Origin of the sequence: Blastococcus deserti (assembly GCF_042682525.1) — a bacterium.
Lineage (GTDB): Bacteria > Actinomycetota > Actinomycetes > Mycobacteriales > Geodermatophilaceae > Blastococcus_B > Blastococcus_B deserti.
In genome coordinates, this window is record NZ_JBHUHP010000009.1 from 493,793 (window position 1) to 506,535 (window position 12,743).

Consider the following 12,743-nt stretch of genomic DNA (forward strand, 5'->3'; position numbering starts at 1 on the left):
CGTCCACCGCGACGGCGGAATGCGAGAGGTGGAGGTGGACGTGACCGACGGGTATCCCCTGTACGGCGCGATCGAGGTCCGCGGCGCGCGGGAGAACAACCTGCGTGACGTGTCGCTGGACATCCCGAAACGTGCTCTCACGGTGGTCACCGGGGTGTCCGGCTCGGGCAAGTCGTCGCTGGTCTTCGACACCATCGCGGCCGAGTCGCAGCGGCTGATCAACGAGACCTACTCCGCGTTCGTGCAGAACTTCCTGCCGCACTACGGGCGGCCCGACGTCGACTCCGTGGAGAACCTGTCGGCCGCGATCGTGGTCGACCAGACGCGCATGGGAGCGAACGCCCGGTCGACGGTCGGGACGGCGACCGACGCCTCCTCGTTGCTGCGCATTCTCTACTCGCGCGCCGGGAAACCGCGGGTGTGGCCGGCGACCGCGCTCTCGTTCAACGACCCCGCCGGCATGTGCCCGGAGTGCGAGGGGCTGGGCCGGAAGTCGGAGTGGGACGTCGACGCGCTTCTCGACAAGGACAAGAGCCTCGACGAGGACCCCATCCGCTTCCCGGGGCACGGCAAGGAGTCCTGGCCGTGGACGGTCATCGCCGACTCCGGCTTCTTCGACCGGAGCAAGAAGCTGCGCGACTACACCGAGGAGGAGTGGCGGCAGCTGCTGTACGGCGAGGAGGTCAAGCTCAGGTACGGGAAGATGAACCTGACCTACCAGGGCCTGCTCGTCCGGATGTCGAAGTCGTTCTTCGCGAAGGACCTGGCCGAACTGCGGCCCCACATCCGGCGCGCGGTGGAGCGCACCACGGTCTCGGGGCCGTGTCCCGCCTGCGGTGGCAGCCGGCTGAACCCGCCCGCACGCGAATGCCGCATCGACGGGGTCTCGATCGCCGACTGCGCGGCGATGCAGGTCGACGAGCTCCTGCGGTTCGTCCGAGGGCTCGAGGTGCGGTCGCTCCAGCGGGTGCTCGATGCCCTGGCGGCGCTGCTCGGGGACCTCGTGCACATCGGCCTCGGCTACCTCTCGCTCGACCGCGCCTCGTCCACCCTCTCCGGTGGCGAGTCGCAGCGGGTGCGCATGGTGCGCCACCTCGGCTCGAGCCTCACCGACATCACCTACGTGTTCGACGAGCCGACGGTGGGCCTGCACGCGCACGACGTGCAGCGGCTCGACGAGTTGTTGCTGCGGCTGCGGGACAAGGGCAACACGGTGCTGGTCGTCGAGCACGAGCCGGGGGTCGTCGCCATCGCCGACCACGTCATCGACATGGGGCCGGGCGCCGGCACGCACGGGGGAGAGGTCGTCTACGCCGGCGCGGTCGACGGGCTGCGCCGCTCCGGCACGCTGACCGGCCGCCACCTCGACCGGGTGCACGAGACCAACCCGGCACCGCGGGCGGCGACCGGGGCGATGCGCATCGAGCACGCTCGGCTGCACAACCTCCAGGACGTGACCGTCGACGTCCCGACCGGGGTGCTGACCGTCGTCAGCGGGGTGGCGGGGTCGGGCAAGAGCTCGCTGTTCCTGGGCGTCCTGCCGAAGCAGCATTCCGACGTCGTCGTCGTCGATCAGCGGCTGACCCGCGGCTCGAGCCGGTCGAACACCGCCACGTGGACCGGGATGCTCCACACCATCCGCACGTCGTTCGCCAAGGTGAACGGGGTCAAGCCGGCTCTCTTCAGCGCGAACTCCGAGGGTGCCTGCCCGGAGTGCAAAGGCCTCGGGCTCGCCTACACCGACCTCGCGTTCCTCGACACGGCGGTCAGCGTCTGCGAGGCCTGCGAGGGCAGGCGCTTCACCGAGGAGGTGCTCGGTTACCGGCTGCGCGGGAAGAACATCAGCGAGGTCCTCGCGCTGACCGTCGACGAGGCCCGCGAGTTCCTCTCCGAGAAGCCGTTGCAGCGGATGCTCGGCGCGCTGGCCGACGTGGGTCTGCCCTACATCACCCTGGGCCAGCCGCTCTCGACGCTGTCCGGTGGGGAACGCCAGCGGTTGAAGCTGGCGGTCCAGATGACCGGCGACAGCGCGGTCTACGTGCTCGACGAGCCCACCACCGGTCTGCACATGGACGACGTCGACCGGCTCGTCGGCCTCCTGCACCGGCTGGTGGACGGCGGCCGGACCGTGGTCGTCATCGAGCACGACCTCGACGTCATCGCACGGGCCGACTGGGTGATCGACCTCGGGCCCGGCGCCGGTCACGACGGCGGCCGGATCGTTTTCGAAGGGACACCGGCCGACCTGCTGCGTGCCGACACCCTGACCGCTCGGCACCTCCGCGCCCGCGTGGGGACGGCGCAGCCGTAGCCCGTCCGACCGCCCGGTGGAGGTCCGCCGTCCACCGACCGGTGGACGGCGGACCAGCGGTTCGGCGGTCCCGCCGGCAGGGGTCGCGCGGTGACGCTCTTGTCATGACGACGATCCAGCCGGCGCCGGAGCTCGATCTCCCCGCGCCCTCGGACGGAGCGGCCGTGCAAGTGCTCGGTCTGGTCAAGCGGTACGGCGGACGCGCCGTGGTGGACGGTCTCGACCTCGACGTGGGCCGCGGCGAGATCTTCGCCCTGCTCGGACCCAACGGTGCGGGCAAGACGACGACGGTGGAGATCCTCGAGGGCGTCCGGCGGCGGGACGCCGGAGAGGTGCGAGTACTCGGGCAGGATCCCGCGTCCGCCGGGCGGGCCTGGCGCGACCGGGTGGGCGTGGTGGGGCAGACCACCGGTGACGGCAACGCCCTCACCGTCCGGGAGACCGTCGACCACTTCGCGCGCTACCACGCCACTCCGCAGGACGGCGACCAGCTGCTCCGCGCCGTCGGCCTCGACAGCACGGCGGGCACCCGGGTGGACAAGCTCTCCGGCGGTCAGCGTCGCCGGCTGGAGGTCGCGCTCGGCGTCCAGGGCCGGCCGGAGCTGCTGTTCCTCGACGAGCCGACGACCGGGCTCGACCCGGCCGCCCGACGCCAGTTCTGGTCGCTGATCGAGGGTCTGCGCGACGGCGGGACGACGATCGTCCTGACCACCCACTACCTCGACGAAGCCGCGCACCTCGCCGACCGCGTGGGCGTGATCTCCGGCGGGCGGCTGGTCGAGGTGGCGCCCCCCGCGCAGCTCGGCGGCGCACTGCGCGACGAGGTGACCGTCCGCTGGACGGAGGACGGCGCCGTCCGCGAGCTGGTCACCACCACGCCGGCCGCGCTGCTGCGGGACCTGCTCGCCGTCGACCCGCTCGGCGAGCTCCCCGATCTGTCCGTCACCCGCCCCGGCCTGGAAGACGTCTACCTCCGCCTGGTCGCCACCCCCGAAGGGGAGATTCGATGACCGCCACCACAGCACCGCTGACCACCGACCGGCCCGCGCCGCCCTCGGCGGCCACGATCGGGTGGGCCCGCATCGGCCTCGAGCTCCGGCTGTACGCCCGCGACCCCGGGCAGATCGCCTTCTCCTTCGCCTATCCGGTGATCATGCTGCTCATCTTCGGATCCGTCTTCGGCGACGACGAGGTGTTCCCGGGCATCGGCCTCCGGCAGTACTTCCTCGCCGGCATCGTGGCGGCCGGGATCATGCTCACGAGCTTCCAGGCGGTGGGCACCGCGATCTCCGAGGAACGCGACCGTGGCGACCTGGCGCGGCTGCAGACACTCGGCACCCCGGCGTTGGCCTACGGCGTCGGCAAGGCGGGGCAGGTGCTGGTCACGACCGCACTCCAGCTGGCTCTGCTGCTCGGCGTGGCCGCGATCGCCTACGACGTCCCGCTGCCGACGGAGCCCGCGCGGTGGCTGACGTTCGCCTGGGTCGTGGCGCTCGGCATCGTCGCGGGCACGTTCCTCGGCATCGCCGTCGGGGGATTCGTGGGGAGCGCCCGCGCCGCTGCGGCCGGGATCCCGGCGTTCGCCGTCGTCCTGCAGTTCATCTCGGGGGTGTTCTTCCCGGACTCCGACCTGCCCGGGCCGATGGAGCAGGTTGCGGCGCTCTTCCCGCTGAAGTGGATGGTGCAGGGCATGCGGTCGGTGTTCCTGCCCGATGCGGTTGCCGCCCTGGAGCCCACCGGCACCTGGGAGCACGGGAGAACTGCCCTGGTGCTCGTGGCATGGGTGATCATCGGTGCCGTGGTGTGCGCAAGGACGTTCCGCTGGCGGCGGGACGCCGGATGACCGTCGGGCCCCGGCTGGCCGCCGTCCTCCTCCCGAACGTCCCGGAGGAGGGCGGCGGTCCCGAGCCTCTCAGCGAGCGCGGCTGGCGGGCCACGCTGGCCGGGTTGCACGTCCTGGCGGCCGGGATGTGGGTCCTGGCCGTCGGCACGGTGGTGGTCGGCGAGGACGGGCCGCCGCGGGCCGCCGCGCTGGTCGTGCTGGGCGTCCTCGCGGTGGCGTACCTGCTGGCCGGTGCGCCGGCGATCGCGGCCGGACGTCCGGTGCGCGCGGTCGCGTACCTGTCGGTGCTGGTGCTGACGTCGGGCGTCCTCGGGTTCGTCGCCCCCGGCGTGTTCTTCCTGCTCTTCCTGGCTTATCCGCAGATCTGGTTCGTGGTGCAGGGGTCGCCCGCGGGGGTGATCTGGACGGTGCTGTTGGCCGTCGCATCGGCGCTGGGCCCGGTGACGCGGGCGACGTCGGGCGAAGCCGCGATGGACGCGCTGGTCTCCACCGGGGTGAACATCGTCTTCAGCGCCGGCCTGGGGCTGTGGATCAGCCACGTGCTGTGGCAGAGCGTGCGGCGGGGCGAGCTGATCCAGGAGCTGGAGCTGACCCGGGCGGACCTGGCCGTGGCCGAGCACGAGCGCGGCGTGCTGGCCGAGCGGGAGCGGCTGGCCCAGGAGGTGCACGACACCCTCGCGCAGGGCTACACGAGCATCGTCGTCCTGGCGCAGACGGCGACCGCTCAGGTCGGCCGGGACGACGACGCGGTGCGCGAGCGACTCGCGCTGATCGAGGAGGTCGCGCGGGAGAACCTCGCCGAGGCGCGGGCCATGGTCGCCGCGTTCCGGCCGGTGGCCCTGGACGGGTCGACCCTGGTCGACGCGCTCGCGCGACTGGCCGAACGCTTCGGCCGGGAGACCGGCTTGTCGGTGCGGGTGGACACCTCGGCGCTGGACGGCGGGCTGGTGCTCCGCCGCGACGAGGAGGTCGTCCTGCTGCGTGGCGCCCAGGAGGCCCTGACCAACGTGCGCCGGCACGCGGCCGCGCACGCGGTCGTGATCCGGGTGTCGGTGGTGGGGGACGAGGGCGCGCGGCAGGTCTCCGTGCACGTGGAGGACGACGGGGTGGGGTTCGACCCGGCGCGGGCGCACGGCTCGGGACTGGACGGGCTGCGCGACCGGGTCTCCTCCGTGGGCGGCGAGGTCGACGTGGCCTCCGCGCCGGGTGAGGGGACGCGGGTGACGGTGCGGGTGCCGGCGTCGTGATCCGCGTCCTGGTGGTGGACGACCACCCGGTGGTGCGCGGCGGGCTGGTCGGGTGGCTGGACGCGCAGGACGACCTGACGGTCGTGGGGGAGGCGTCGGACGGGTCGGAGGCGCTGGCCGCGGTCGCGTCGCTGCAGCCGGACGTCGTCCTGATGGACCTGCGGATGCCGGGGATGGACGGCGTCACCGCGACGGAGCGGATGGGTGCCGCGCATCCTGCCGTCCGCGTCCTCGTGCTGACGACCTACGACACCGACACCGACATCGTCCGCGCCGTGGAGGCCGGGGCCACCGGATACCTGCTGAAGGACGCCCCTCTGCCCCAGCTGGCGGAGGCGGTGCGAGCGGCCGCACGGGGAGAGACGGTGCTGGCGCCACCGGTCGCCGCGCGGCTCGTGTCGCGCATGCGGGCGCCGGCGGTGGAGGCGCCGACGCCCCGCGAGCTGGAGGTCCTGGCCGGCGTGGCGCGGGGCCTGACGAACGCGGAGATCGGGCGCGAGCTGTTCATCGGTGAGGCGACGGTGAAGACGCATCTGCTGCGGCTGTTCGCCAAGCTCGGGGTGGACGACCGGACGCGGGCGGTCATGGTGGCCGTCGAGCGCGGCCTGCTGCCGGGGCCGGGGACTGCGTCGCACGCCCCGTGAGCTGCCCGGAGCCGTCGATCGTCGAACTCTTGGCAACGCCTCGACGGAGTCTGTGGACAGCGACCTGACCTGCGTATTCGCGTGGTGCCACCCTCGCGCAGGCGGTATCATCGAACATGCGTTCGAACTGACTGGCTGGGGGTGTCGTGGAAGAGCTCGAGGCGGTGCTCGACACCCTCGCGGCCGAGGACCTGGACGGTTTCCTCGCCCCGCAACTGCTGGACCGGACGACCCTGCTGGTGCGGGCGCGCAATCGGCTGGACGCCGAACTGACCCGCACCGTTCGGCGGGCCGACGTGGTGCAGGCGGCCGAGCACGACGGGCTGAGGTCGATGTCCTCGTGGCTGCGCGGGCACGTGCGGCTGTCGGCCGGTGAGGTGCGGCGGCTGATCGGCAACGGCCGGGCGGTCGAGCAGTTGCCGGCGGTGGCGGCGGCCTTCGCCTCCGGCGCGGTGAGCGCCGATCAGGTCGCGGTGATGGCGCCGGTGGCGGTGACCGAGGTGCAGGCCGAGGCAGTCGGGCAGGGCGTCGACCTGGCCGCCGTCGAGGCCACGCTGGCCGAGGTTGCCGCCACGCAGCCGTTCGCGCAGCTTCGACGGGTGGTGGCCTACTACCTGGCTCGGCTGGATCCCGACGGGCCCGAGCCCGATCCCACCGAGGGCCGGTCGCTGACGTTGTCGCGGCTGCTGGACGGCCGGGTCACCGGCCGGTTCGAGCTCGACGCGGTCGGTGGGGAGAAGGTGGTTGCGGCGCTGGAGTCGATCGTGCAGGCCGACCGGCCGAAGGGCGATCTGCGCAGCCGCGCCCAGCGGCTGGGTGACGCCCTGGTGCAGGCCGCGGACAACCTGCTGGCCACCGGCGGGTTGCCGACGCTGCGCACTGTGAAGCCGCACGTGATCGTCACGGTCCCGGTCGAGGACCTGGTCCACCCCTCGACAGGCCCGGCCACCGCCGAGACCGGGTTCGGTACCACCATCTCAGCGGCCCGGGCGCGCTGGCTGGCCTGCGACGGCACGATCGGCCGGGTCATCCTCGGCCCCGAAGGCACCCCGCTGGACGTGGGTCGCACCCACCGCGTCGTCCCGCCGCATCTGCGGTGGGCCACCGAGCAGCGGGACCGGAAGTGCGTGTTCGCCGCATGCGGTGCCCCGACGCACTGGTGCGACGTCCACCATCTCGTGCACTGGATCGACGGCGGCGACACCTCGCTGGAGAACTCGGCGCTGCTGTGCGAGCGGCACCACACCAAGGTGCACCACGGCTTCCGGGTCGAGCGATCACCCGACGGCCGATGGCGCACCTACCGCCCCGACGGCACCGAGATCCTCCTCGCCGAACCACTCCTGGCAGCGCACTGACTCGTGTCGCCAGCACGCGAGGTGGCGTTCGGCGATCGGGTCACCCGCGCCCCGAACCCGCCCGGGCGCTCAGGGCTGCCGGTCAGACGGTCTCAGGTACCCGCAGATGGGCGAGGGCGAGGTCGAACTCCGCGACCTCCAGGATCTCCATCGCCATCCGCTGCGCGAACTCCTCCCGCAGCGTCGTGAACTGGTCGCGGGTGTGCGCCATCGCATCCCGGCTGTCGAACACGACGGCCGACGCGCACGCTCCCTCCCGGCGGTCGATCAGGAGGCTGTTGCTGCAGAACCCGGCGGTCCGCTCCCACCAGGGCATGAGGCTCTCCCGGTAGGCCTGCACCACGGCGTCGAGGTTGCCGGGCGCGGTCCGGGTCCAGGTCACCCGCGCGCAGGCGCCGTCGCCGGCCCGATGTGCCCGGTGCAGGACGGCGATCTCCCACTCCCGCACCTCGGGGGTGACGCCGAACCTCTGGGCGGCGCGGTCACGCGACTCGCGCACGCGCTCGGCGCTGGCGCGCATCGCCTCCTCGGTCTCCCACGCACTGGTCGTGACGGAACGGCCGTGGTGACGGTCGACCAGCAGGGAGAGTCCGACGCAGCCGTCCATCCGCGTGACCATCGGCATGAGCTCGTCGCGCACGATCGCGACGACGTCGTCGACGTACTGGTTGTCGATCCGCATGGTGGTGGTTCGGGCGTACATGCCACCACTCCTTCCCGGGAACGGCGACACCCCTGCGGCATCGCCGCGGGGCCCACTGTCCTCGCCCTCCGCGAGCCCGGGCAACCGTCGCGGTCCGACCCTGCCGGAACGAACCTCCGCGCACTACCGTGAGGCAGGGGAGGCGACGCGGTGACGTCGGAGATCAACCTCGAGGACCGGTACACGGTTCCGGGTCGCTACTGGCACCGGCTGGACGACGGCCGGGTGCAGTGCGACGTCTGCCCGCGGGAGTGCCGGCTGCACGAGGGCCAGCGCGGGCTGTGCTTCGTGCGCGGGCGGGTGGCCGACCAGGTGGTGCTCACCACCTACGGCCGGTCCAGCGGGTTCTGCGTGGACCCGGTCGAGAAGAAGCCGCTCAACCACTTCCTGCCGGGCAGCTCCGTGCTGTCGTTCGGCACGGCGGGGTGCAACCTGGCCTGCAAGTTCTGCCAGAACTGGGACATCTCGAAGTCCCGCGAGATCGACCGGCTCTCCGACGCGGCGAGTCCCGAGAGCATCGCCGAGGCCGCGGAGCGGCTCGGCTGCCGCAGCGTGGCGATGACGTACAACGACCCGGTGATCTTCCTCGAGTACGCGGTCGACGTCGCCGACGCCTGCCGGGCCCGGGGCATCAGGGCGGTCGCCGTCACGGCCGGCTACGCGGGGGAGGCCGCCCGGCGGGAACTGTTCGCGCACGTGGACGCCGCGAACGTCGACCTCAAGGCGTTCACCGAGGACTTCTACCGCCGCGTGGCCGCCGGGCACCTGCAGCCGGTGCTGGACACCCTGCAATTCCTGCGGCACGAGACCGACGTCTGGTTCGAGATCACGACGTTGCTCATCCCCGGGCTGAACGACTCGGACGACGAGATCCACGCCGAGTGCGCCTGGATCGCCGCCAACCTCGGGCCCGACATCCCGCTGCACTTCACGGCGTTCCACCCCGACTACAAGATGCGCGACGTGCCGCCCACGCCGCCGGAGACGCTGACCCGCGCCCGCCGGATCGCCCTCCGGCACGGGCTGCGCTTCGTCTACACGGGGAACGTCCACGACGCCGAGGGCGGGCGCACCGCCTGCCCTGGCTGCGGCGAGGTCGTCGTGGAGCGGGACTGGTACGTCATCGGCCGCTACCGGCTCACCGACGACGGGCGCTGCAGGTCCTGCGGCACCGCCCTCCCCGGTCGCTACGACGGACCGGTCGGCCGGTGGGGAGCACGGCGACTGCCGGTGTCGCTCGCGCGCGCCGGGGGCTGACCGTGCGCGTCCGTCCGGCCGCCGTGGCCGGCCGGTTCTACCCCGCCGACCGCTCCGCCCTCGCCGACCTGGTCGACGGCCTCCTCGCGGACGTCCGGCCCGAGCGGCCGGAGCACCCCGTCGCCGTCATCGCGCCCCATGCGGGCTACCGGTACTCCGGCGCGGTGGCCGCCACGGCCTACGCCCACCTGGCCCCGAGCCGCTTCCGCATCACGCGCGTCGTGGTGCTGGGCCCGGCGCACGTCACGCCGCTGCGCGGGATGGCGGTGCCGAGCGTGGACGCTTTCGACACCCCGCTGGGTCCGGTCGAGATCGACGTGGACGCCCGGACGGCGGTCATCGGTACGCCCGGCGTCGCCGTCCACGACCACCCGCACGCCGGCGAGCACTCGATCGAGACCCAGCTGCCGTTCCTCCAGCGGGCCCTCGACCCCGGAGTCCGGGCCCTGCCGCTGCTGGTCGGCCACACGCCCCCCGCGACGGTCGCTGCCCTCCTGTCGAGCCTGCTCGCGGAGACCGGCACCGTCGCCGTCGTCTCCACCGACCTCAGCCACTACCTGCCCCAGCCGTTGGCTCGCGAGCAGGATGCCCACACCGCCGCCGCGATCGTCGCCCGCGACGGCCTGGCGGTCGGACCGGCCGACGCCTGTGGCCACTGGCCCCTGCGCGGTCTGCTGCAGCATGCCGCCGACCGCGGCCTCGACGTCGAGGTCCTGCGGCTGGCCACGTCGGCCGACGCCGGAGCCGACCCCGGCCGGGTCGTCGGGTACGGGGCCTTCCTCCTGCACGACCCTCCTGCATGACGCTTCTGCATGACGCGGCCGCGATCAGAGCCGCGGCAGGTAGTGGTCGAAGAACAGGCGGCTGGTCAGCTCGCCGCGGCTGCGCACGCCCGTCTTCTCGAAGACGTTCTTCACGTGATCGGCCACCGTGTAGGGCGACAACCACAGCGCTCGGGCGATCTCGGCGTTGCTGTGCCCGCGGACGACCAGCCCGACCACTTGGGCCTCCCGCTCGGTGAGCCGGTAGGCGTCGGTCAGCAGGGCGGCGATGTCGGCGGGCCGGGAGGGCTCCACCACCAGGCTCACCGTGGATCCGGCGAGCCGCTCGGCGTGCAGGGTGAGCCACCGGCCGGAGCGGGTCCGCAGCCGGCAGCGGGCGGTCCCGCGGCGGCCGTGCGCGGTCCGTGCCAGCGACGCGACGGCGAAGGGCAGGCCGTCGACCGTGCCGTCCTCGACGTCGGCCAGCCGTTGCAGTGCCGACGGCGACGCGGTGAGCACGGTGACCGCGGGATCGGTCACCTCGAGCAGCACGACCCCCGGTGCGTCGCCGCCCGGTTCGGCTGCCTGCGCCATCAGCTGCAGCCGGCGCAGCGCCTCGGCGACCCGGGCGCTCAGCGTGCCGACCCAGGCGGCCTCGCCGGACGTGAAGTCGGGAACGTCGGTGCCGCGCAGCAGGATGACGGCGCCCCATGGCGTGCGGCCGTCGCGGTGGACGGCTCGCAGCTCGTGCGGCAGGCCGGCCGGGTGAAGCACGTCGCGGAAGCGAGTGCTGCGCATCGGTTCACGGCCGGTCGCCTCCGACAGTCTCACCACCGGGTGCTCGCCCCGTGCCACGTCGGCGAGCCGGGCCACGTCGGCCTCCTCGCCGTACTCCAGCTCCAGCAGCCGCGGGACCAGTGGCATGGGCAGGCCCTCGGCGTGGAAGCCGCCGGTCGGGAGCGCGGTCGCCGGATCGAAGCTCATGGCGCACCAGCGGTCGAACGGCACGGCGCTCGCGATCACACCGGCCACCGACCGGTGCAGGTCGGTCGCGTCGGTCGCCGTCCGGCAGAGCCGCTCCACCTCTGCTGCCGCCTGCCGCGCCCGTCGCCGGTCCATGCCGCAAGTGTCGGACCGGGCACGCGCGCGCGGAACCCCTAGGACAAGGGATGGTGCGGCCACGCCGTGCGCCTCGATCGTCGGTGCGACCCACACCGACGACCGAGGAGACCGCCATGACTCTGCTGGCCCCGCCACCCTTCGCCGGAACGCTGCTGACCCCGGCGTCCCCCGGCTACGACGACGCGCGCCGCGTCTGGAACGGCGCCGTCGACCGCCGGCCGGCCTTCATCGCCCGGTGCCGCTCGGCGGACGACGTCGTCGCCGCCCTGGACCTGGCCCGGCGCCACGACCTCGCCGTGGCCGTCCGCGGCGGTGGGCACAGCATCCCGGGCTGGTCGGTCGTCGACGGCGGGCTCGTCGTCGACCTGACGGAGATGAAGGAGGTGCGGATCGATCCGGCGTCGCGGACGGCGCGCGTCCAGCCGGGCGTCACCTGGGGGGAGTTCGACGCCGCCGCCCAGCAGCACGGCCTCGCGACCCCCGGCGGCGAGATCTCGCACACCGGCGTCGCGGGGCTGACCCTGGGTGGTGGCATCGGCTGGCTCAGTCGCATGCACGGCCTGGCGTGCGACAACCTGCTCGGCGTCGAGCTGGTCACCGCGGACGGCGAGATCCGCCACGTCGACGACACGACCGACCCGGACCTGATGTGGGGGCTCCGCGGCGGCGGCGGCAACTTCGGGGTCGTCACCTCGTTCAGCTACCGGCTGCACCCGGTCGGCCCGGTGCCCGGGGGAGCGGTGTTCTTCCCGGGCGAGCGTGCCCGGGACGTGCTGCGGCTCTATCGCGACCTCGGCGCCGCTGCACCGCGCGAGCTGTCGCTCGTCGCGGTGCAGGTGACGGCACCTCCGGCGCCGTTCGTGCCGGAGGAGTTCCGGGGGCGGCCGCTGGCCGGTCTGTCCGCTGCCTGGTTCGGCGACCCGGACGACGGCGAGCGCATGCTGGCGCCGGTGCAGACCGCGCTCGGCCGGCCGGTGATCGACCTGCTCGGTGTGCTGCCCTACTGCGCGCTGCAGCAGTCGGTCGACGCCAGCGCGCCGTGGGGGATGCGCTCGTACGTCAAGAGCGACTTCCTCGACGAGCTCGACGACGCTGCCCTGGACGCGCTCGCCGACCACGCGGCGCGGCGCAGCCACCCGATGTCCCACGTCCTGGTCCGGCGGCTGGGTGGGGCGATCGCGGACGTGCCCGCGGACGGGACCGCCTTCGCCCACCGGCAGGCCGCGCACATGACCACGATCGTCGGCGCGTGGGATGCCGGAGCCGACCCGGCGCCCGAGATCGCGTGGGCACGGGCGACGTGGACCGCGACCCGGCGGCTCGCACGCGGCACGTACGTGAACCACCTGGAGAACGAGGGAACGGCGCGGGTCCGCGAGGCGTACCCGGCGGCGACCTTCGAGCGGCTGACGGCCCTGAAGACCCGTCTCGATCCGGCCAACGTCTTCCGGCACAACCACAACGTCCCGCCCTCGGTCGGCTGACGTCGTCGCCTCG

General features: G+C 73.2%; 11 protein-coding genes. 9 read left to right on the forward strand and 2 right to left on the reverse strand.

Annotated features, from left to right (window positions below; all coding sequences use genetic code 11):
- The first annotated feature begins 40 nt into the window (after positions 1-40).
- From ACFSHS_RS10375 to ACFSHS_RS10400, 6 genes are all read left to right on the forward strand, one after another.
- A complete protein-coding gene (locus ACFSHS_RS10375) occupies positions 41-2,311 on the forward strand; it encodes an ATP-binding cassette domain-containing protein (protein WP_376874917.1) in 2,271 nt (756 codons plus the stop codon).
- 104 nt (positions 2,312-2,415) lie between these two features.
- Positions 2,416-3,321, forward strand: a complete 906-nt coding sequence (locus ACFSHS_RS10380) for an ABC transporter ATP-binding protein (protein WP_376874920.1) — start codon at positions 2,416-2,418, stop codon at positions 3,319-3,321.
- A complete protein-coding gene (locus tag ACFSHS_RS10385; RefSeq protein ID WP_376874923.1) occupies positions 3,318-4,154 on the forward strand; it encodes an ABC transporter permease in 837 nt (278 codons plus the stop codon). Before ACFSHS_RS10380 ends, ACFSHS_RS10385 begins: the two co-directional genes overlap by 4 nt.
- Positions 4,151-5,401 (forward strand): sensor histidine kinase, encoded by a 1,251-nt coding sequence (locus ACFSHS_RS10390; protein WP_376874926.1) that lies wholly within the window; start codon positions 4,151-4,153, stop codon positions 5,399-5,401. Before ACFSHS_RS10385 ends, ACFSHS_RS10390 begins: the two co-directional genes overlap by 4 nt.
- A complete protein-coding gene (locus ACFSHS_RS10395; protein WP_376874929.1) occupies positions 5,398-6,045 on the forward strand; it encodes a response regulator in 648 nt (215 codons plus the stop codon). The genes ACFSHS_RS10390 and ACFSHS_RS10395 overlap by 4 nt, the downstream gene beginning before the upstream one ends.
- Before the next feature lie 146 nt (positions 6,046-6,191).
- Positions 6,192-7,403 carry an HNH endonuclease signature motif containing protein gene (locus tag ACFSHS_RS10400; RefSeq protein ID WP_376874932.1) on the forward strand — a complete coding sequence of 404 codons (1,212 nt, stop codon included), beginning with the start codon at positions 6,192-6,194 and terminating at the stop codon, positions 7,401-7,403.
- Between the two features lie 82 nt (positions 7,404-7,485).
- Here the strand turns inward: ACFSHS_RS10400 and ACFSHS_RS10405 are convergent, their stop codons facing one another.
- Positions 7,486-8,106 carry an antibiotic biosynthesis monooxygenase gene (locus tag ACFSHS_RS10405; protein WP_376874935.1) on the reverse strand — a complete coding sequence of 207 codons (621 nt, stop codon included), beginning with the start codon at positions 8,104-8,106 and terminating at the stop codon, positions 7,486-7,488.
- 150 nt (positions 8,107-8,256) lie between these two features.
- Between ACFSHS_RS10405 and amrS the strand changes: the two genes are divergently transcribed.
- Together amrS and amrB are read left to right on the forward strand one after the other, a co-directional pair.
- Positions 8,257-9,363 carry an AmmeMemoRadiSam system radical SAM enzyme gene (amrS, locus tag ACFSHS_RS10410; RefSeq protein ID WP_376874938.1) on the forward strand — a complete coding sequence of 369 codons (1,107 nt, stop codon included), beginning with the start codon at positions 8,257-8,259 and terminating at the stop codon, positions 9,361-9,363.
- A gap of 2 nt (positions 9,364-9,365) precedes the next feature.
- The gene (amrB, locus tag ACFSHS_RS10415) at positions 9,366-10,166 is read left to right on the forward strand and encodes an AmmeMemoRadiSam system protein B (protein ID WP_376874941.1); all 801 of its coding nucleotides are present in this window, start codon (positions 9,366-9,368) and stop codon (positions 10,164-10,166) included.
- A gap of 24 nt (positions 10,167-10,190) precedes the next feature.
- Here the strand turns inward: amrB and ACFSHS_RS10420 are convergent, their stop codons facing one another.
- Positions 10,191-11,243 (reverse strand): helix-turn-helix transcriptional regulator, encoded by a 1,053-nt coding sequence (locus ACFSHS_RS10420; RefSeq protein ID WP_376874944.1) that lies wholly within the window; start codon positions 11,241-11,243, stop codon positions 10,191-10,193.
- Positions 11,244-11,359: 116 nt separating this feature from the next.
- On the opposite strand from ACFSHS_RS10420, the gene ACFSHS_RS10425 reads away from it, so the two are divergent.
- The gene (locus ACFSHS_RS10425) at positions 11,360-12,730 is read left to right on the forward strand and encodes an FAD-binding oxidoreductase (protein ID WP_376874947.1); all 1,371 of its coding nucleotides are present in this window, start codon (positions 11,360-11,362) and stop codon (positions 12,728-12,730) included.
- Positions 12,731-12,743: the final 13 nt, after the last annotated feature.

Bases quoted from the DNA above. Each gene is read 5' to 3' on its own strand.
- ACFSHS_RS10405 (WP_376874935.1), bottom strand. From the start codon at position 8,106: ATGTACGCCCGAACCACCACCATGCGGATCGACAACCAGTACGTCGAC.
- ACFSHS_RS10390 (WP_376874926.1), top strand. From the start codon at position 4,151: ATGACCGTCGGGCCCCGGCTGGCCGCCGTCCTCCTCCCGAACGTCCCG.
- ACFSHS_RS10420 (WP_376874944.1), bottom strand. From the start codon at position 11,243: ATGGACCGGCGACGGGCGCGGCAGGCGGCAGCAGAGGTGGAGCGGCTC.
- ACFSHS_RS10385 (WP_376874923.1), top strand. From the start codon at position 3,318: ATGACCGCCACCACAGCACCGCTGACCACCGACCGGCCCGCGCCGCCC.
- ACFSHS_RS10425 (WP_376874947.1), top strand. From the start codon at position 11,360: ATGACTCTGCTGGCCCCGCCACCCTTCGCCGGAACGCTGCTGACCCCG.
- ACFSHS_RS10380 (WP_376874920.1), top strand. From the start codon at position 2,416: ATGACGACGATCCAGCCGGCGCCGGAGCTCGATCTCCCCGCGCCCTCG.